Here is a 19226-nt window from a genome sequence, read left to right on the forward strand (position 1 = left end):
ATGCCTACCCCCGACGAAAACTTCGCCCAAACCGGCCTGCGCCTCCCCCCCGCCCCCGCCCCGCTGGGCGTGTACAAGCCCTGCCTGATCGATGGCCACTACCTCTACGTGTCGGGCCACGGCCCCGTGCAGGACGATAAAAGCCTGATAATCGGCCGCATCGGCGCCGACCTTGACCAAGAGGCCGGCAAGCTCGCCGCCCGCCAGGTGGGCCTCACCATCCTGGCCACCATCGTGGCCAATTTGGGCAGCCTCAACAAGGTGAAGCGCGTTATCAAGGTGCTGGGCATGGTCAACTGCACGCCCGATTTTGAGAAGCACCCCTTCATCATCAACGGGTGCAGCGAGCTCTTCGCCCAGGTATGGGGCCCCGAGCACGGGGTGGGCGTGCGCAGCGCCGTGGGCTTCGGCTCGCTGCCCGATAATATTCCGGTGGAAATCGAGGCGCTATTTGAGCTGGCGTAATTGGTTTTAAGCAGCCCCGACATGGAGGAGTGGTTTAATATCCTAGATGCCGAAACGGTGGACACGCCGGCCCTGGTGGTGTACCCCGAGCGGGTGCGGCGCAACCTGGCGCAGCTGGTGGCGAGCATCGACGATGTGGGCCGGTTGCGCCCGCACATCAAAACGCACAAGTGCCCCGACGCCGTGCGGTTGACGCTGGCCGCCGGCATCACCAAGTTCAAGTGCGCCACCATTGCCGAAGCTGAGCTGCTGGGGCAGTGCCAGGTGCCCGACGCGCTGCTGGCCTACCAGCCCGTGGGGCCCAAAGCCGCGCGGTTTATAGCGCTGCTCCGGCAGTACCCGGCCACCCGGTTTGCCTGCCTGGTGGACCACCCGCAGGCGGCGGCCCAGCTTAGCGCGCTGGCCGGGGCCGCGGGCCAAACGGTGCGCGTGTACCTCGATTTGAACGTGGGCATGAACCGCTCGGGCATCGCTCCAGCCGTGGCCTTCGCCCTCTACCAGCAGTGCGCGGCCTTACCCCACCTGGCGGTGCTGGGGCTGCACGCCTACGACGGCCACATCCACGACGAGGACTTGGCCGTGCGCACCGCCCGCTGCCACGCCGCCTTTGCGCCGGTGGGGGCCCTGGCGGAGGAGCTGCGGGCTGCGGGGTTCGACCCGGTTATCGTGGCGGGCGGCACGCCCACTTACCCGGTGCACGCCGCCCGGGCGGGCGTGGAGTGCAGCCCCGGCACGTTCATCTACTGGGATGGGGGCTACGGCCGGGCTTTTGCCGAGCAGCCGTTTGCGCCCGCCGCGCTGGTGCTGTGCCGGGTGGTGTCGCTGCCCGATGCTACCCGGCTGTGCTTGGACTTGGGGCACAAGGCCGTGGCCTCTGAAAGCCCGCTCGATAAGCGCGTGACCTTCCTCAACGCCCCCGAATTGCGGGTGGTGGGCCACAGCGAGGAGCATTTGGTGGTGGAGGCCGGGCCCGGCCACGGGTACCAGCTGGGCGATTTGCTCTACGGGATGCCGCACCACATCTGCCCTACGGTGGCCCTCCACGACCGGGCCGTTACTATTGAAAACCACCGCGTAGCCGGCGCCTGGCCCACCACCGCCCGCGCCCGCGCCCTTACCCTCTAGCGCATGCTGATTGTAGACGCCCACCTCGACCTGAGCATGAACGCGCTGGAGTGGAACCGCGACCTGACCCTGCCCGTGGCGGCCATCAACGCCCGCGAAGCCGGCCTCACCGACCGTCCCGACCGCGGCCGGGCCACGGTGAGCCTGCCCGCCCTGCGCCAGGGCGGCGTGGGCCTGGTGGTGGCCACCCAAATCGCGCGTTTCGTGGCCCCCGACAACCCCCTGCCCGGCTGGCACTCCCCCGCCCAGGCTTGGGCCCAAACCCAGGGCCAGCTGGCTTGGTACGAGGCGATGGAAGCCGCCGGCGAGATGTTACAAGTCAACAACTTAGCCACTTTGGAGCAGCACCTGGCTCTCTGGGCCGACGCGGCGACCCCCGCTGCCCGCAAGCCCGTGGGTTACATCCTGAGCCTGGAAGGAGCTGACTCGCTGGTGACCGTAGACTACCTGGCGCAGGCGCACGCCCGCGGCCTGCGCGCCGTGGGGCCGGCCCACTACGGCCCCGGCCGCTACGCCCAGGGCACCGACGCCACCGGCGGCCTGGGGCCCCAGGGCCGCGCGCTGCTCAAGGAAATGGAGCGCCTCAACATCATCCTCGACGCGACGCACCTCTGCGACGACAGCTTCTGGGAAGCCCTCGACCACTTCCAGGGCCCCGTGTGGGCCAGCCACAACAACTGCCGGGCCCTGGTGCCCCACAACCGCCAGTTCAGCGACGACCAAATTAGGGCCCTGGCGGCGCGCGGCGCCGTCATCGGTGCGGCGCTGGATGCCTGGATGATGGTGCCCGGCTGGGTGCGGGGCGAATCGACCCCCGAGGCCCTGCGCTGCAACCTGGCCGTGATGGTGGACCACATCGACCACATCTGCCAGCTCACGGGCAGCGCCCGGCACGTGGGCATCGGCACCGACCTCGACGGTGCCTTCGGCCGCGAGCAGTGCCCCTACGACCTGGAAACCATCGCCGACCTGCAAACCATCCCGGCCCTGCTGGCTAAGCGCGGCTACCGCCCGGCTGATATTGAAGGCCTGATGCACGGCAACTGGCTGCGGTTTCTGCGCCAGGCGTGGGGGTAGGCCTGGGGCCCCTACTGGGGCTTCAGCGTCAGGCAGGCCCCGCCCCCGGGGGCCAGCTTCACCCGGATAACGTCGGCGGCGGTGACTGGCCGCGTGGCCGCGGCGTAGCTTTCCTGCTGCGTGCGGAAGTCGGCCTGGGCGCCGTCCTGCACAATGGTGGCCGTGTAGCGCCCCTTGCCCAGGAAGGTGAGCGGAATGGCCAGCTCGCGGGCCTGCTCGTTGGTGGCGGCGCCCACCAGCCACGTTCGGTCCTGGGCCTGCCGGGCCATCACGATGTACTCGCCAATCTCGCCCTGCACCGTCTGGCTGTTCAGCCACGGCATTTTTTGCGCCGCGATAAACTGCAGCAGCTCCGGGTGATTTTCGTAGTTCTCGGGAATGTCGGGGATGATGGTGGCGCCCGAAAACACGATGAGCGTGCGCGCAGCCTCGCTGACCAGGGTAGAGGGCACCGGCGACGAGTTATCGACCCTACCCGCCTGGCTCAGGCTCGCGAAGCCATTGCCCATGTCCAGGGGCCCGGCCACCATGTTGACGAAAACGGACGTGACGAACGTATTGGGCCCAAACTGCTGGTGGCCATCAAGTTGGGCCTTGCAATACTCGCGGGTCAGGGCGTTCGGGAACGTGCGCATTTGCCCGTAGGGATGCACCGGCCCGTCATGGAAGTCGCACACCAGGTGGTGTTGCGCGCACAGCTCGGTAATCAGCTGGGTGCGGACGTTTTTTTCGGTGGGCGTGCCCGACATAAAGCCGTACTTGATGCCCACGGCGCCCCAGTCGTGGTAGCGCTTCAGGGTCTGGCCGAGGTCAAAGTTGCGCCCCCCTACGTCGTTGAGGTACAGCCAGATGCCGACTCCTTTACTTTTGCCGTAGGCAATAATATCGTGCACCTGCGCCACCTTGCCGCCCTTGATGGGGTCCGAGTCCTTGCCAAACTCGGGGCCGTACCAATCAGCGTCCAGCACGAAATAGGGGAGCTGGTGGGCGGCGGCAAAGTCCACCATGCGCTTCCACGAGGGCAGCGACATTTCGTAGTTAAAGCCCGCTACGCGCGCCCCGTTGATGCGCCAGTCCCAGAGGGCTACCCCCGGCTTCACCCACGAAAAGTCCTGGGTGGGCGCCGGGTTCAGCAGCTCCAGCAGGTGCGAATCGACCAGGGCCCCGGGGGTGGGGCCGTAGAGCACCACCTTCCACGACGTGGTGAGCTTCGAGGCGATGGCGAAGCGCGTTTCGCCCTTCCGGGAGCGCAGAATGAGCGGCTCGCCACTGGTGAGCGCGGCTTCGTGCAGGGCCAGGTAGGCCGCGTCGTCGGCCTTCACGGTCATCACCGGCAGGCGCGTCGAATCGCAATCCGCCAGCTTTTCGGGCCCGATATTATGGTTTTCCCCGTTGTAATACCACGCCGTGTAGTTGCCGGCGAAGACAAACGTAGTCAGCTCTTTTACGGCCTGGTCGGCCGGGTAGTCGTAGCGGAAGGCGATGCCGTCGTTGTAGGCCCGCACGAGTATTTTGTAGGCTTTTAGATTGAGGGTTAGCTCATTGTACTGGTCCGGCACCATCGCCCGCTTGCCCCACACGGGCTTCCAGACGGTAGCCACGGAGCGCCGCGAAACCACCGGGGCCGTGGCCGCCGCCGCCAGCTTGAGGCCCAGTTTCCCATCCTTCAGCAGGGTTTTGGCATTGGCCACGAAGCTGTAGGTAATCGTCCCGGCGGGGTCGTACTGCAACTGCACCCGCAGCTTTTTGTCTGGCGAGGTAAGGGTGGGCAGCGGCGAGGCGCGGGCCGCCGAGGGTGCCGGCTTTGCGCAAGCTACGGCGGCGCCAAGCCATCCGGCTAGCAGCAGCAAAATATTGATTTTCATAAAGTAAGACCGTGAAGCTCGCCGGGTGCGGTAAGTGTTGCGCTTCAGATAAAGGCGTCCAACAGAAGCCGGATGCTTGGGCAGGCAGCGCCCGTCCCCACCACCGGTACCCGCGGGCCAAGGGGCTAGGCCGCGGCCCCGAACCGGCTTGCAAACTAGGCAGCACAAATTGCACAACCAATTATTGGCCAGCTAATACCCCGGGTGAAATGTTGCTTTACCAGCCAAGCAGGGCCTTCGGGGCAGTCGCGCCGGGCTTTCTCCTCTGCCAGTTAGCTTTCAAGGCATACGGCATGGGTACTTGCAGCGACTGTTGGCGGTAGCACGACCACGCCTGGGGCACGGCAACCGGCTGCGGTGTCTGCGCAAAGCGTGGGGACAGGGTGGCGGCGTTGGGCCCTGCCCAGCGGGACGGCTACTCCGATTACCTTCGCTTTTCCTTGCATCCCCCCAGTGCCCACCCATACAGCCCCCGAAGAGTCCCACCCGATGCCCGTTAAGTGCAGCGGCTGGCAAGCGGGCGGGCTTACTGGTCGTGCCCGGCTTTGCCCTGCGCAACGGCTCCGTCAAGCACCCCACGCTCTTGGCCGCTCACTAGCCCAGGGGCCCTATTCGCTCTTTTTTCAGCTTCTTTACTCCATCTAACGCGTTCGTTTCATGTTTGAATTAACCGGAAAGCAGGCCGTGGTGACGGGCGGCGGCAGCGGCATTGGCCGGGCCATTGCGCAGCTTTTTGCCCGCCAAGGCGCGGCCGTCCACATCATCGAGCGTACGCTGGCGGCTGGCCAGGCCACCGCCGACGAAATAGCGCAAGCCGGCGGCACGGCCCAGGTGCACGCCGCCGACGTGGGCCAGCAAGCCGCGGTGCAGGCCGCGTTTGCGGCCATTGGCCGGGTCGATATTTTAGTGAATAACGCGGGCATTGCGCACGTGGGCACCGTGGAAAATACGCCGGAGGCCGATTTCGACCGCGTGTACCAGGTGAACGTGAAGGGGGCCTACAACTGCCTGTTTGCAGCCGTGCCGCGCATGCGCGAGCAGGGCGGCGGCACCATCCTCAACCTGGCCTCCATTGCGGCACACGTGGGCTTGGCCGACCGCTTTGCCTACTCCATGAGCAAGGGCGCCATCCACGCCATGACGCTCTCGGTGGCCCGCGACTACCTCAGCAGCCACATCCGCTGCAACAGCATTTCGCCGGCGCGGGTGCACACGCCGTTCGTCGATGGCTTCATTGCCGGCAACTACCCGGGGCAGGAGGCGGCCGTCTTCGACAAGCTCTCGCGCAGCCAGCCCATCGGCCGCATGGGCCAGCCCACCGAAATTGCCGCCCTCGCCCTCTACCTGTGTTCCGACGAGGCGGGCTTCATCACCGGCTGCGACTACCCCATCGACGGCGGCTTTATTAAGCTTAACACCTGATCACCAACGCATAATAGTATTTTTTTTCGCATGAAACTCATCCGCTACGGCCAGCCCGGCCACGAGAAGCCCGGCGTGCTCCTGCACGAGCAGCGCTACGATGTATCGGCCTTCGGCCAGGACTACACCGAGGATTTTTTTGCCACCGACGGCCTGGCGCGGCTCGCCGCTTTCCTAGAGGCCAACGCCGGGGCCCTGCCCCCCGTGGACGCTGCCGAGCGCCTGGCCCCCCCGGTGGCGCGCCCGTCCAAAATCCTGTGCATCGGCCTCAACTACGCCGACCACGCCCGCGAAACGGGGGCCACGCCCCCGGCCGAGCCGGTGCTGTTCATGAAATCGACCACGGCCTACGTGGGCCCCAACGACGACATTATCATCCCCCGCAACTCGGTGAAAACCGACTGGGAAGTGGAGCTGGCCGTGGTCATCGGCCGGCGCGCTTCGTACGTGGCGGAGGCCGACGCCCCGGCCTACATTGCGGGTTACGTGCTGCACAACGACGTGAGCGAGCGCGAGTTCCAGCTGGAGCGCAGCGGCACCTGGGACAAGGGCAAGGGCTGCGATACCTTCGCCCCGGTCGGGCCGTTCCTGGCCACCCCGGATGAGCTCGGCGACCTCGACAACCTGCGCCTGTGGCTGACGGTGAACGGCCAGCTGATGCAGGACGGCACCACGGCCAACCTCATTTTCAAGGTGCCCTACCTGGTGTCGTACCTCAGCGAGTTCATGACGCTGCTGCCGGGCGACATCATTTCGACGGGCACGCCCGCGGGGGTGGGCCTGGGCTTCAAGCCGCCCGTGTACCTTAAGCCCGGCGACGTGGTGGAGCTGGGCATTGAGGGCCTGGGCACCTCGCGCCAGGTGGTGAAGGCCTACAGCCCGGCCTAGCCTCCCGGGGCCCCAGCCGGGCCAGGGCAGCCCGTATTAACCATTTGCAACCCATTTAGCCATGAACTTAGCGCTTCAGGACAAGGTAATTATCGTCACGGGCGGGGCCCGGGGCATCGGCGAGGGCATTGTGCGGGTGCTGGCGCAGGAAGGAGCCGTGCCCGTCGTCATCGGCCGCAAGGAGGCCGACAACCAGCAGGCCGTGGCCGCCGTGGTGGCCGCCGGGGGCCGCGCCGGGCAGGTGGTGGCCGAGCTCACCGAGCCGGCCGATTGCGCCCGGGCGGTGGCGGCCGTGGTGGCGCAGTTTGGCCGCATCGACGGGCTCGTGAACAACGCCGGCGTGAACGACGGCGTGGGCCTGGAAAGCGGCGACTACGCGGGCTTTATGCAGAGCCTGCACCGCAACGTGGTGCACTACTACTTGGTGGCCCACCACGCCCTGCCCGAGCTGAAAAAGGCGAAGGGCGCCATCGTCAACATCACGTCCAAAACCGCCGAAACGGGCCAGGGCAACACCTCGGCCTACGCCGCGGCCAACGGCGCCCGCAACGCCCTCACCCGCGAGTGGGCCGTGGAGCTGCTCAAGTACGGCATCCGGGTGAACGCCGTGGCCGTGGCCGAGTGCTGGACGCCCGCCTACGAAACCTGGCTGCAAACCCTGGCCGACCCCGAGGAGAAGCTGCGCGAAATCACCGCCCGCATCCCGCTGGAAAGCCGCATGACCACCGCCGAGGAAATTGCCAACGCCGTCGCCTTCCTGCTCTCGGCCCGCAGCAGCCACACCACGGGGCAAATCCTGCACGTCGACGGCGGCTACGTGCACCTCGACCGCGCCCTGGCCAACGCTTAAGCGCTGCGCCATTGGCTGGTAGCTAATAAAGCCGGGTGGGTGTAGAGACGCAAGGATGCGTCTCTACACCCACCCGGCTTTATCCTGCGGGGCTAACGCCCGCGCAGTGCAACGGTGCGTGTTGGCCCTAAAAATCAATTCATTAGCCGCTTACAGCGACACCCCGCGCTTCCACGGGATGAAGTCGTCCTGGCCCAGAGCCACGGCTTTGGGAATGACCTCGCCGCTGGCCGCGCGCACGCAGTAGTCCAGGATTTCTTCGCCCATCTGCTCGATGGTTTTGGTGCCCGCGATGACAGGGCCGGCGTCGAGGTCGATGATGTCGGCCAGGCGGCGGGCCAGCCCGGTGTTGGTGGCCACCTTGATGACGGGGCACACGGGGTTGCCGGTGGGCGTGCCCAGGCCCGTGGTGAAGAGGATGAGCGTGGCCCCGGCCGCGGCCTGGCCGGTGGTGGCCTCCACGTCGTTGCCGGGCGTGCACACCAAGGACAGGCCCGGGCGGCGGGCGGGCTCGGTGTAGTCGAGCACGTCGGCCACGGGCGAGGTACCGCCTTTTTTGGCCGCCCCAGCCGATTTAATGGCGTCGGTAATCAGGCCGTCGGCGATGTTGCCCGGCGAGGGGTTCATGAAGAAGCCCGAGCCGACCGCCGTGGCCAACGCGTCGTAGTCGCCCATGAGCTGGGTAAAGCGGCCGGCCAGGGCCCCATCGGGGCAGCGGTCGAGGATGTTTTGCTCGGCCCCGCACAGCTCCGGGAACTCGGCCAGCAGCACCTGGCCGCCCAGGCCCACCAGCAGGTCGGCGGCGTAGCCCACGGCGGGGTTGGCCGAAAGGCCGCTGAAGCCGTCGCTGCCCCCGCACTTCACCCCGATGGAAAGGGCGCTGAGCGGGGCGGGCCGCCGCACGTTTTCGTTGGCCCGGGCCAGGCCCCGGAACGTTTGGCGGATGGCCTCGCTCACCACCTGCTCCTCGCTGTCCATCAGCTGCTGCTCAAATACCAGCAGCGGCTTGTCGAACTGCGGGTTGCGGCGCTGGAGGCTAGCCCGGAAATTACTGGTTTGCAGGTGCTGGCAGCCCAGGCTGAGCACCGTCACGCCGGCCACGTTGGGGTGGTCGGCGTAGGCGGCCAGCAGCTCGCCGAGGGTGTCGGCGTCTTGGCGGGTGCCGCCGCAGCCACCGCTGTGGTTCAAGAACTTAATGCCATCAACGTTGGGAAACACGCGGGCCCGGGCGGGCGTGGACGCGGGGGCCAGCTGGATGCCCTGCCCGTCGTCGCCCTGCTGGTAGGCCCGCAGCAGGTCGTGGGCAAAGAGGCGGTACTTGCCCGTGGTGGCGTAGCCCAGCTCGTGGTGCAGGGCCTCCTTGATGGCGTCGAGGTTGCGGTTTTCGCAAAACACCAGGGGCACAAACAGCCAGTAGTTGGCCGTGCCCACGCGGCCATCAGCGCGGTGGTAGCCCTGGAAGGTGCGGCCGGCAAAGCGCGCGGCGTCGGGGGCCACCCAGGGGCCCTGCTGCCAGCCGCGGTAGGCGTAGGGGTCGGCGGCGTGGGCGGTGTTGGCCGTGGTCATGCGCCCCCCCTGGGCAATGTGCACCTGCGCCTTGCCCACCAGCCCGCCGTACATGGTCACTTCCGCGCCCGGCGCCATCTCGTGCAAAAAGAACTTGTGCTTGGCCGGAATGGCCTCGGGCAGCACAAGAACTTGGTTTTCAAAGCGTACCACCGTGGCGGCGGGCAAGTCCTGGAGGGCAACCATCACGTTGTCGGCCGGGTGAATGCGCAAAAAGCGCGCAGCAGGAGCACTCATAACAAAAGGAAATAAAACCGGCGCTGCACACCGCCGCGTCCGAAGCGCATGCAAGGTAGGATGCCCGCCCTTTATTGGGGCCCGGCCAAGGGGCCCTGGTGGTGGCCGGGGCCCCTTGGCCGGGCCACTTCCACGAACGGTTTCCGCACCGGGCGCCATTACTCCCTCGTGCCCAGGGGCCCTAACTTGGGGCCCCGGCGCGGGCGTTGCCGGCCTCAGTCGTCATCGTCGTCGCGCTTGGGGGTGGGGCGCAGGAAAGCCCCGCGGCGGGGGGCCGGCACGGCGGCATTTTCGCCCCGAATGGCTTTCCACACCACTTCGGTGAGGTCGCGGTCGGGGGCGGCGTCTTCGGTGGCCAGGTTGAACTTGGCCGAGCGCTCGGCGCTGCGGTTCCAGGCGGTGTTGCGGGCATCGAGGGGCACGCGGGCAGCCTTGGCCTGGTAGGGGGCCCCGGCGGGCGCGGCCTGAAACACGCCGAACAGCGGCCGTGCGGCGGCGTCGTACTGGCTCATGGGCGGCAGGCCCAGGATGAGTTCCATCGTGCGCAGCACCCCGGCCGTGGTGTAGAGGGTGTGGTCCACGGCGCCGCGGCGGGTGTAGGGGCTGATGACGAAGGCCGGCGAGCGGTGGGCGTCCACGTGGTCAGGGCCGTTCTGGGCGTCGTCTTCGAGCACGAACACCACCGATTCGTTCCAGATGGGGCTGTGCGAGAGGTGCTCCACGAATTGGCCCAGGGCGAGGTCGTTGTCGGCCACGGCCGAGATGGGCGAGATTTTGCCCAGTTTCTGGCCGCTGGTGTGGTCGTTGCTGAGGCGGATGGTGCTGAACTGCGGCACGGCCCCGCGGGCCAGCAGCGAGTCGAAATCCTGGGCCCAGATGCGCACCCGGTCCACGTCCTTCACGTCCATGTCGAAGCCCGGGGCCTTGGGGCACAGGTGCCCTTCGAGCGACTTGAGCGGGGTTTTGCCGTTCTCGGCAAACTCGCCGTAGCTGCGGTAGCTGCGGCCGGCGCGCTGGCAGTAGTCCCAAATGAAGCCGTCGCGCGGGTAGGCAATCTTGCGGGTGCCCTCGTAGTCGTAGGTACCGCCGCGCCCGCCGTAGCTGATGGGCCAGGTCTTCTCCACGTAGTCGGTGGCGTAGGCGGCGGTGCTCCAGTTGTGGCCGTCGGCGCTCACCTCGGCGTTCACGTAGAAGTTGTCGAGCAGCACAAACTCGCGGGCCAGCGCGTGGTGGTTGGGCGTCACGCGCTCCGGGAAAATGCACAGCGTCGAGTCGCCGTTGCCCTCGCGCATATCGCCCAGCACCTGGTCGTACGTCCGGTTTTCCTTGATGATGTAGAACACGTGCTTGATGGGCGACGCCTCCCCCGCCCGCCGCGGGATAGGGCCCCCAGCCACGCCCAGGGCCTCTTTCTCCAGGGCCGGCGTGAAGGGCGTGTTGGCGTACACCTGCGCCGAGTAGGCCTTCAGCTGGGCCGCGCTGGGCACCGGAATGGCTGAAAGCGTGCCCTTAAACAGCCCGCCGATGTACTGCACCGGCCCAGCCGCGGCCGTGCTGCCCAGCTGGTAGCCGCTGTTGTCGGTGCGCTTCACCGGCTGGGGCCCCCGGGGGTTGGGCAATGACGAGAAGCCCTTGCCATTGGCCACCAGCACCTGCCGGCCCAGCGTGCGCACGCAGGTGGGGTACCAGCCCGTGGGGATGAAGCCCTGGGGCGTACTCTTGCCGGGGTGGGCCACGTCGAACACGGCCAGGCAGTTGTTGTCGGCGTTGGCGATGTAGAGGGTTTTCTCGTCGGGGCTCAGGGCCAGGCCGTTGGGCGTCGAGCCGGTGAGCTTGGTGGGGTACAGGGCCGAGGAAATGGTTTCGAGCACCCGCCAGCTCTTCGCATCCACCACCGACACGGAGTTGTCGTTGGCGTTGGCCACGAACAGGTAGCGGCCGTTGCGGCTCTGAATCAGCTCGTTGGGGTGGCTTTCGGTGGCCAGGCGCTGCCGGATGGTGCCGGTGCGGGTGTCGTAGGCCAGCAGCTCGTCGCCGCCCCACAGGCTGATGTAGAGCGTGTTGCCGTCGGGCGCCAGCAGGCAGCCGTAGGCCTCGTGGCCCAGCGGCACCCGGCGCAGCGTGCGCTTGGTTTTGAGGTCGAGCACGTACAGCGCGTTGTCCTCCTTGGTCACGGTGTAGAGGCGCTCCCGGGGCCCGTCCACGGCCAGGCCGGCGGGGCTGATTTTCTCCTTCGGCCAGGCTCGGCCCAGGCGCATCGTGTCGGGGGCCCCCAGCTTGCGGGCGGCCACGGGGTAGGCCAGGATGATGTTGTCGTTGGCCCCGGACACGTACAGCCGGTCGGCTTTGGCGTTGAAGGCCAGCCCGTACCACGACTTGCCGATAACCTTCTCGTCGAGCAGCGCGTGCGTCACCGGGTCAATGAGCTGCACCGTTTGGGTGCTCTGCCCGTTGTTGGTGACGGCCAGCAGCCGGCCCGATTTCGACAGCTGCATGTTCAGGGGCAAGTCGCCCAGGGCCAACCCGGGGCCCCCGGCCGGGGTAAGGGACCAGCCGTTGGGCAGCAGGATTTTGGTGGCCCGGGGGTCGTTGGTGGGCACTTGGGCGGCGGCGGGGCGGGCGGCCAGCAGGCCGAGGGCGGCGGCCAGGGCAAAGGAAAGTTTCGGGCAGAGCATAAGAAGCCGGCAAAGCACCGCCCAACCCGGGCGGCGGGCCCGGCGCAAGGCCCGGGCTGGGCGCAAAGGTCGGCCGCGGGCGGCTACGCCAATGTTACGTTTGCGTGGCCTACGCCGGGGCCCCGGCGTGGGCCACGGGCCGCGCCTTGGGGGACCGGCGCAGGCTGCATAAACGTTTTAGCGGAATGATACGGGGATAATTCGCAATTTTCTGTACCTTCCCCCTCGAAATTGTCCTTTCTTTTCCTCTTTCCCTCCCCTCCTATCCCCGCCCCCTTATGAGCCAACTTCCCGATGCGTCGTCCCGGCGCGATTTTGTTAAGAAAAGTACGCTGGCCGCGGCTTCGTTTTTCATCGTGCCGCGCTTTGTGTTGGGCGGCAAGGGCTACACCGCTCCCAGCGACCAACTCGTGATTGCTGGCATCGGCGCGGGCGGCAAGGGCGAGAGCGACATCGCCATGTTTGCCAAAACCGGCAAGGCCCGCATTGCCTTCCTCTGCGACGTGGACGACCGCCGCGCGGCCAATTCGCGCAAGGCCTTTCCGCAGGCCAAGTACTACAAAGACTGGCGCAAGATGCTGGAGAAGGAGCGCAAGCACATCGACGCCGTGTCGGTATCGACGCCCGACCACAACCACGCCATGCCCGCCCTGGCGGCCATGCAGCTGGGCAAGCACGTGTACGTGCAGAAGCCGCTGACCCACGACATTTTCGAGGCCCGCACCCTCACCGAGGCGGCCCGCAAGTACCCCAAAGTGGTGACGCAGATGGGCAACCAGGGCTCATCCAACGACGGCGTGCGCCAGCTGATGGAGTGGTACGACGCCGGCACCATTGGCGACGTGCACACCGTGTACTGCTGGACGGACCGGCCCGTGTGGCCCCAGGGCATTGCCTGGCCCACCACCAGCGCCCCCGTGCCCGCCGAGTTGGACTGGGACCTGTGGCTGGGCACGGCGCCCAAGCGCGACTACGTGGACAAGCTGGTGCCCTTCAACTGGCGCGGCTGGTGGGAATACGGCACCGGGGCCCTCGGCGACATGGGCTGCCACCTGATGGAAGCCCCCTTCCGGGTGCTCGACCTGGAGTACGCCAACGCGGTGCAGGCCAGCGTGGGCAGCGTGTACGTGGATGAGTTTAAGCGCGGCTACTTCCCCGACGGCTGCCCCCCCAGCAGCCACGTCACGCTCACGTTCCCCAAAACCGCCAAAACCAAGCAGGACATCACCATGCACTGGATGGACGGCGGCATCCAGCCCGAGCGCCCCGACGAGCTGGGCGCCAACGAGCTGTTTGGCGACGGCGGTAACGGCATCCTCTTCATCGGCGACAAGGGCAAGATGATGGCCAGCACCTACGCCGAAAATCCGCGCCTGCTCCCCCTCTCGCGCAACGAAGAGGTGAAGGTGCCCCAGACCCTGGCCCGCGTGCCCGGCCAGGCCAACGGCCACTACGGCCAGTGGGTAGAGGCCTGCCTGGCCGGCGCCGGCAAAACCAAGCTCAGCTCGCCCTTCGCCCTGGCGGGGCCCCTCACCGAGGCCCTGCTGATGGCCAATCTGGCCGTGCGCGGCTACGACCTGCGCAAGCCCAAGGCCGCGGGCCAGGGCTTCGACTACCCCGGCCGCGGCCGCAAGTTGCTCTGGGACAACAGCCAGATGCGCATCACCAACCTCGACGAGGTCAACCAGTTTGTGAAGCGCGACTACCGCACCGGCTGGTAAAGCCGGCGGCGGCGGCAGCGGGGCCCCGGCTTGGGGCTCTGCCGCCGCCGCCGTATGTTTGCCCGCACTTGGGGGATTAGCTCAGCTGGCTAGAGCGGTTGCTCCGCAAGCAACAGGTCATCGGTTCGACTCCGATATTCTCCACAAAAAATGCCCCGGCCGGTTGGCGCGGGGCATTTTTTGTGGGCCAGGGCGCTGCCCGAGGCCCTATTCGCCCACGTAGTAGCGCAGGTTTTCCTTGGTGATGATGTCGAGCGGCAGGTATTTCAGCGGGGGCACTTCCTTCTTGAACACCAGCTGGTCGGCCAGGGCGAACACGCCCTGGTAGCCCTGCTCGTGCGGGTTTTGGTTGATGAGGAAATCAATCACGTTCTCGTGGAGGAAGTGGATGTTTTTTTCCAGCAGGTCGTAGCCCACCAGGCGCACGTCTTCGCGGTGGTAGGCCTGGAGGTAGGGCGCAATTTCGTAGGCCTTGGACGTGCTCACGAAGATGCCGCGCAGCTGCACGGTTTCGTCGTCGAGCAGGCGGTTGAGCTGCCGGGCAAACGAAGGGTCGGTCGGGTCGGGCAGGGCGATGCTGACCACGTTGGCGGGGGCCCCCGGGGCCCCGGGGGCGGGGGCGGGCAGCTGGGCAAAGTAGTCGCGGAAGCCCCGCTCCTTCTGCGTCACGTGCAGCGAGTTGGCAATGTCTTCGGCGATGTGCGCAATGAGGTAGGTGCCCGGCTCGGCCTGCCCGAACTGCACCAGCTTGCCCGCCAAAAACCCGCTCTGGTACGAGTCCTGCCCCACGTAGCTCAGCGCGGGCAGCTCGGCGATGTAGGTATTGAAGAGCACGTAGGGAATACTTTCCGCCTGCCAACGCGCAAAAAACGCCAGCGACTCGCGGTAGAACAGCGGCGCGATGAGGATGCCGTCGGGCGCGGATTGGGTGGCCGCCTCGGCCTGGGCCACAAACGAGGCCACCTCCGTGAGCTCGTAGGGGTACATCGTGACGGTGACGCCGTACTGCTTGAGCTCCTTGGCAGCCTTGCCGATGCCGTCCCACGGGGCCTGCCAGTAGGGGTCGATGAGGTGGTCGGGCTGCACCACGGCCAGCTGGTAGGTGCGGTTCGAGCCCAGGGCGCGGGCAATGAGGTTGGGCTCGTAGTCGAGCTCCTCCATCATGCGCAGCACCTTCTGCCGCACTTTTTCCGAAACCCGCCCCCGGTTGTGGAGCACCCGGTCCACGGTGCCGACCGATACGTTGGCCTTGGCGGCAATGTCCTTGATGCGTACCGCACTCTTTTCCATACTACTAACTGCTGCTCTGCACGGCGCGCGCACTTGGCCGCAGCGCCCCCTGCGTAGGGAAGCCGCAGCCGCCAAGCGGGCGCGCCGGCCCTATAAAACTCCTTAAAGCTACCGCTTAATGCCACCCCGGGGCCCCGGCGCTGCCGCAATGACGAAGAACGGGGCCCGTGGTTGCCGCCCGGCTGCTTTTTCTCCTGCTGGGGGCCCCGGGCCGGGGGGCGGCGGGCCCGGGGGCCCAAAGTGCGGTGTGCGCGCACACTCCGAAGGAAAAAGCTTGCGTGTGCGCACACATTATTTTGTCATGTGCTTGCTTTGCTTGCGCGGCCGGCTTAAGTTTGAATCGGATAAACCATTATTTACTTAAATAATTCTATTGAGCCGCGCTTGCCTGCTCCTGACGGCCGTGCCGGCGCTACGGCCCAGGTTGCCGCTACCCCGATCAGTGCCCGCCTGATTTATTGCTGGCCGCTGCGCGAGGGCCCCCGGGGCCCCTGGTTTTTCGCCAGCGCCGCCGCCCTGCTTCGTTCTGAAAACTCCGCTTTTTTACTCTCGAAAATTCAGCCATGGAAGTATTGAATTACTCGGAAACCACGTTTGAGAAGCTGCCGGTCACCGTTTTTGAAACGCCGCAGGAAGGCGCCATCTACGTGGCCCACGAGATTGCCGCACTGATCCGGGCCAAGCAGGCCCGCGGCGAGCAGGCCGTGCTGGGCCTGGCCACCGGCTCGTCGCCCATCGGCGTGTACAAGGAGCTGGTCCGGCTGCACCGCGAGGAAGGCCTCAGCTTCCAGAACGTGGTCACCTTCAACCTCGACGAGTACTACCCCATGCAGCCCGACGAGCTGCAGAGCTACGTTTATTTCATGCACGAGCAGCTGTTCGACCACGTCGACATCCGGCCCGAAAACGTGCACATCCCCGACGGCACGCTGCCCATCGAGCAGGTAAAGGCTTACTGCCAGGCCTACGACAAGCTCATTGAGGACTGCGGCGGCCTCGACTTGCAGCTGCTCGGCATCGGGCGCACCGGGCACATCGGCTTCAACGAGCCGGGCTCGGCCAGCACCTCGGCCACGCGCCTGGTTAAGCTGGACCCCTTGACGATTACCGACGCGGCCAAGGACTTCATCAAGGAGGAATACGTGCCGCTGCGGGCCCTCACCATGGGCGTGGGCACCATCACCAAGGCCCGCCAGATCATCCTGCTGGCCTGGGGCGAAGGGAAGGCCAAAATCCTCCAGGAAACGGTGGAAGGCAAGATTTCGGACGCCGTGCCGGCTTCCTTCTTGCAGCAGCACCCCCACACCCGCGTGGTGGTGGACCAGTGGGCCGCCCTGGAGCTGACGCGCATCAAAACGCCCTGGCTGGTGGGCATGTGCGCCTGGGACGACGCCCTCATCCGCCGGGCCGTTATCTGGCTGAGCCTCAAGATGGAAAAGCCCATCCTCAAGCTCACCGACGAAGACTACAAAGACGGCAGCCTGAGCGACCTGCTGGTGGAATCGGGCAGCGCTTACAGCCTCAACATCCGGGTGTTCAACGGCATTCAGCACACCATCACGGGCTGGCCGGGCGGCAAGCCCAACTCGAACGACGACAAGCGCCCCGAGCGCGCCCTGCCGGCCCACAAGCGGGTGCTCATCTTCTCGCCCCACCCCGACGACGACGTGATTTCGATGGGCGGCACGCTGCTGCGCCTCGTCGACCAGGGCCACGACGTGCACGTGGCCTACCAGACCAGCGGCAACATCGCCGTGTTCGACGACGACGCGCGCCGCTTCGCCGACTTCGCCCTGGACTTTGCGCAGAAGTCGGGCGTGGGCGCCAACAAGATGCAGAAAGAGCACGCCGAAGTGGTGGAGTTCCTCGGCCACAAGAAGCTCGGCGAGGAAGACAGCCCGCTGGTGCAGGACATCAAGGCCCTGATTCGGAAGGGCGAGGCCGCCGCGGCCTGCCGCTTCTGCGGCGTGAAGGACGAGAACGTGCACTTCATGAACATGCCGTTTTACGAAACCGGGCAGGTGAAGAAGAAGCCCCTGGGCGAGGCCGACATCCAGGCCGTGGTGGACATTTTACAGGAAATCCGGCCCCACCAGATCTTCGCCGCCGGCGACCTGCGCGACCCGCACGGCACGCACAAGGTGTGCCTCGACGCCATTTTTGCCGCCCTGGCGCGCCTCAAGGGCACGGAGGCCTGGCTCGACGACTGCTACCTGTGGCTCTACCGCGGGGCCTGGCAGGAGTGGGACGTGCAGGACATTGAGATGGCCGTGCCCATCAGCCCCGAGGAGCTGATGCGCAAGCGCCAGGCCATTTTCAAGCACCAGTCGCAGAAGGACAGCGCCGTGTTCCCCGGCAACGACAAGCGCGAGTTCTGGCAGCGCTCGGAAGACCGCAACCGCGCCACCGCCGAGCGCTACGACCAGCTCGGCCTGGCCGAGTACGAGGCCATGGAAGCGTTCGTTCGCTACAGGTTTTAGGGCCCCGGGGCTACTTTTGGGGTCCCGGCCGCCTGCGTGGCGGTTCGGGGCCCCTCCTTTCCTCTTCTCCATCATTGCATGAAAGACAGCAAAGCCACCGTCGTTCCACCCCTGGTCATCATCGGGGCCCTGTTTTTCATCTTCGGGTTCATCACCTGGCTCAACGGCACGCTCATACCGTTCCTGAAAATTGCCTGCGAACTCACCTACGCGCAGGCGTTGCTCGTCACGTTTGCCTTCTACATCGCCTACGTGTTTCTGGCGCTGCCCTCCTCGTTTATTCTCCAGAAAACAGGTTTTAAGAACGGCATGGCGCTGGGGCTGGTGGTGATGGCGGGCGGGGCCCTGGTGTTTGTGCCGGCGGCGCAGGCCCGCTCCTACCCGTTGTTTCTGGTGGGCCTCTTCATTCAGGGGGCCGGGCTGGCGCTGCTCCAAACGGCCTCCAACCCCTACGCCACCATCCTGGGGCCCCTGGAGAGCGCCGCCAAGCGCATCAGCATCCTGGGCATCTGCAACAAAGTGGCCGGGGCCCTCAGCCCCATCGTCATCGGGGCGGTGGTGCTGAAGGGGGCCGAAGAGCTGGAAAAGCAGCTGGCGGGCCCCATCTCGCCGGCGGCGAAAGAAGCCCTGCTGCAACAGCTGGCCGGGCGCGTCATCACCCCCTACCTCGTCATGGCGGCGGCGCTGGTGGTGCTGGCCGTGCTCATCCGGGCGTCGGGGCTGCCAGAGGTGCAGGCCGGTGCCGCCGGCCCGGCGGCCGCAGCCCCCGAGCCAACGGGCAGCATCTGGCAGCACCCGCACCTGCTGCTGGGGGCCCTGGCCATGTTTCTCTACGTGGGGGCCGAGGTCATTGCCGGCGACACCATCATCCAATACGGTCGGTCGCAGGGCATTAGCCTCGACGTGGCCCGCAATTTCACGTCCTTCACCCTGGCGGCCATGCTGGTGGGCTACGTCGTGGGCATCGTGGCCATACCGCGCTACGTGACGCAGCAAACGGCCCTGCGCCTCTGCACGTTCGTGGGCCTGGCCTTCACGGCCGGCATCGTGCTCACGCACGGCCTGGCGTCGGTGGCGTGCGTGGCGCTGCTGGGCCTGGCCAACGCGCTGATGTGGCCGGCCATTTTCCCGCTCAGCATCAAGGGCTTGGGCAACCTGACGGAGCGCGGCTCGGCCCTGGTGGTCATGGGCATCGGGGGCGGGGCGGTGCTGCCTTACCTGTACGGCAAGCTGACGGAGGTGCTGGGCCTGCAAAATGCCTACCTGCTGCTGGTTCCGTGCTACCTCTACATTCTGTTCTTTGCCCTCAAAGGCCACACCTACCGGCCCAAGCCCGTGCTGGCCGCGGCTGCGTAGCGCCGCCCTGGGGCCCTCCGCGGGCATTTCGCCACTGCGGCAGGGCCCCCAGGTGCGCCGCCCGGACCCCCGAAAAACCTGCTTCCCATTGCTCCTGCAAAACTAGGCCCGGGGCATTAGCGAGCTGATTAACAGAAATTGATTAATTTGTTAACTAAACAGTCAATTTCTCTCATCAATTGACTACCTTCTCCTTACCAGCCAAGGCA

13 protein-coding genes and 1 tRNA gene are annotated in these 19226 nt (G+C 66.4%); 10 read left to right on the top strand and 4 right to left on the bottom strand.

All coding sequences use genetic code 11. The features are described 5' to 3' along the window. The 3 genes from EAH73_RS00955 to EAH73_RS00965 are packed head-to-tail and all read left to right on the top strand — an operon-like array spanning position 1 to position 2667. On the top strand, positions 1-465 hold the full coding sequence (locus tag EAH73_RS00955) for a RidA family protein (protein WP_140464434.1): 465 nt from the start codon (positions 1-3) through the stop codon (positions 463-465). After that, on the top strand, positions 466-1590 hold the full coding sequence (locus tag EAH73_RS00960) for a D-TA family PLP-dependent enzyme (RefSeq protein ID WP_240047092.1): 1125 nt from the start codon (positions 466-468) through the stop codon (positions 1588-1590). It abuts the gene before it with no gap. Positions 1591-1593: 3 nt separating this feature from the next. After that, positions 1594-2667 (top strand): dipeptidase, encoded by a 1074-nt coding sequence (locus EAH73_RS00965; protein ID WP_140464435.1) that lies wholly within the window; start codon positions 1594-1596, stop codon positions 2665-2667. Positions 2668-2678: 11 nt separating this feature from the next. Here EAH73_RS00965 and EAH73_RS00970 read toward each other — a convergent pair whose 3' ends face one another. Beyond that, the gene (locus EAH73_RS00970) at positions 2679-4532 is read right to left on the bottom strand and encodes a glycoside hydrolase family 97 protein (RefSeq protein WP_140464436.1); all 1854 of its coding nucleotides are present in this window, start codon (positions 4530-4532) and stop codon (positions 2679-2681) included. A gap of 657 nt (positions 4533-5189) precedes the next feature. Between EAH73_RS00970 and EAH73_RS00975 the strand changes: the two genes are divergently transcribed. From EAH73_RS00975 to EAH73_RS00985, 3 genes are all read left to right on the top strand, one after another. Next, on the top strand, positions 5190-5954 hold the full coding sequence (locus tag EAH73_RS00975) for an SDR family NAD(P)-dependent oxidoreductase (protein WP_140464437.1): 765 nt from the start codon (positions 5190-5192) through the stop codon (positions 5952-5954). A 30-nt stretch (positions 5955-5984) separates the two neighbouring features. Continuing rightward, complete coding sequence (locus tag EAH73_RS00980; protein WP_140464438.1) at positions 5985-6842, top strand: fumarylacetoacetate hydrolase family protein; 858 nt, start codon at positions 5985-5987, stop codon at positions 6840-6842. A gap of 61 nt (positions 6843-6903) precedes the next feature. Then, positions 6904-7692: an SDR family oxidoreductase gene (locus EAH73_RS00985; RefSeq protein ID WP_140464439.1), complete on the top strand. Its 789-nt coding sequence runs from the start codon at positions 6904-6906 to the stop codon at positions 7690-7692. Positions 7693-7842: 150 nt separating this feature from the next. Here EAH73_RS00985 and EAH73_RS00990 read toward each other — a convergent pair whose 3' ends face one another. After that, a complete protein-coding gene (locus EAH73_RS00990; RefSeq protein ID WP_140464440.1) occupies positions 7843-9495 on the bottom strand; it encodes a UxaA family hydrolase in 1653 nt (550 codons plus the stop codon). 215 nt (positions 9496-9710) lie between these two features. Beyond that, positions 9711-12170, bottom strand: a complete 2460-nt coding sequence (locus EAH73_RS00995) for a bifunctional YncE family protein/alkaline phosphatase family protein (RefSeq protein ID WP_140464441.1) — start codon at positions 12168-12170, stop codon at positions 9711-9713. Between the two features lie 278 nt (positions 12171-12448). Here EAH73_RS00995 and EAH73_RS01000 point away from each other — a divergent pair, with 278 nt between their 5' ends. Next, positions 12449-13891 carry a Gfo/Idh/MocA family protein gene (locus EAH73_RS01000; RefSeq protein ID WP_140464442.1) on the top strand — a complete coding sequence of 481 codons (1443 nt, stop codon included), beginning with the start codon at positions 12449-12451 and terminating at the stop codon, positions 13889-13891. A 70-nt stretch (positions 13892-13961) separates the two neighbouring features. Then, positions 13962-14035, top strand: a tRNA-Ala gene (locus tag EAH73_RS01005). A 63-nt stretch (positions 14036-14098) separates the two neighbouring features. On the opposite strand, the gene EAH73_RS01010 is transcribed toward EAH73_RS01005, so the two are convergent. Further along, entirely contained in the window at positions 14099-15181 is a 1083-nt protein-coding gene (locus tag EAH73_RS01010; protein ID WP_140464443.1) for a LacI family DNA-binding transcriptional regulator, read from the bottom strand. Between the two features lie 563 nt (positions 15182-15744). Here EAH73_RS01010 and nagB point away from each other — a divergent pair. Both nagB and EAH73_RS01020 read left to right on the top strand, forming a co-directional pair. Continuing rightward, the gene (nagB, locus tag EAH73_RS01015) at positions 15745-17661 is read left to right on the top strand and encodes a glucosamine-6-phosphate deaminase (protein ID WP_140464444.1); all 1917 of its coding nucleotides are present in this window, start codon (positions 15745-15747) and stop codon (positions 17659-17661) included. Between the two features lie 78 nt (positions 17662-17739). Continuing rightward, complete coding sequence (locus EAH73_RS01020) at positions 17740-19017, top strand: sugar MFS transporter (protein ID WP_140464445.1); 1278 nt, start codon at positions 17740-17742, stop codon at positions 19015-19017. Positions 19018-19226: the final 209 nt, after the last annotated feature.

Origin of the sequence: Hymenobacter nivis, assembly GCF_006439025.1 — a bacterium.
GTDB lineage: Bacteria > Bacteroidota > Bacteroidia > Cytophagales > Hymenobacteraceae > Hymenobacter > Hymenobacter nivis_A.

Coding starts and splice junctions, on each gene's coding strand:
- EAH73_RS00955 (WP_140464434.1), top strand. CDS start 1: ATGCCTACCCCCGACGAAAACTTCGCCCAAACCGGCCTGCGCCTCCCC.
- EAH73_RS00965 (WP_140464435.1), top strand. CDS start 1,594: ATGCTGATTGTAGACGCCCACCTCGACCTGAGCATGAACGCGCTGGAG.
- EAH73_RS00970 (WP_140464436.1), bottom strand. CDS start 4,532: ATGAAAATCAATATTTTGCTGCTGCTAGCCGGATGGCTTGGCGCCGCC.
- EAH73_RS00975 (WP_140464437.1), top strand. CDS start 5,190: ATGTTTGAATTAACCGGAAAGCAGGCCGTGGTGACGGGCGGCGGCAGC.
- EAH73_RS00980 (WP_140464438.1), top strand. CDS start 5,985: ATGAAACTCATCCGCTACGGCCAGCCCGGCCACGAGAAGCCCGGCGTG.
- EAH73_RS00985 (WP_140464439.1), top strand. CDS start 6,904: ATGAACTTAGCGCTTCAGGACAAGGTAATTATCGTCACGGGCGGGGCC.
- EAH73_RS00990 (WP_140464440.1), bottom strand. CDS start 9,495: ATGAGTGCTCCTGCTGCGCGCTTTTTGCGCATTCACCCGGCCGACAAC.
- EAH73_RS00995 (WP_140464441.1), bottom strand. CDS start 12,170: ATGCTCTGCCCGAAACTTTCCTTTGCCCTGGCCGCCGCCCTCGGCCTG.
- EAH73_RS01000 (WP_140464442.1), top strand. CDS start 12,449: ATGAGCCAACTTCCCGATGCGTCGTCCCGGCGCGATTTTGTTAAGAAA.
- EAH73_RS01010 (WP_140464443.1), bottom strand. CDS start 15,181: ATGGAAAAGAGTGCGGTACGCATCAAGGACATTGCCGCCAAGGCCAAC.
- nagB (WP_140464444.1), top strand. CDS start 15,745: ATGGAAGTATTGAATTACTCGGAAACCACGTTTGAGAAGCTGCCGGTC.
- EAH73_RS01020 (WP_140464445.1), top strand. CDS start 17,740: ATGAAAGACAGCAAAGCCACCGTCGTTCCACCCCTGGTCATCATCGGG.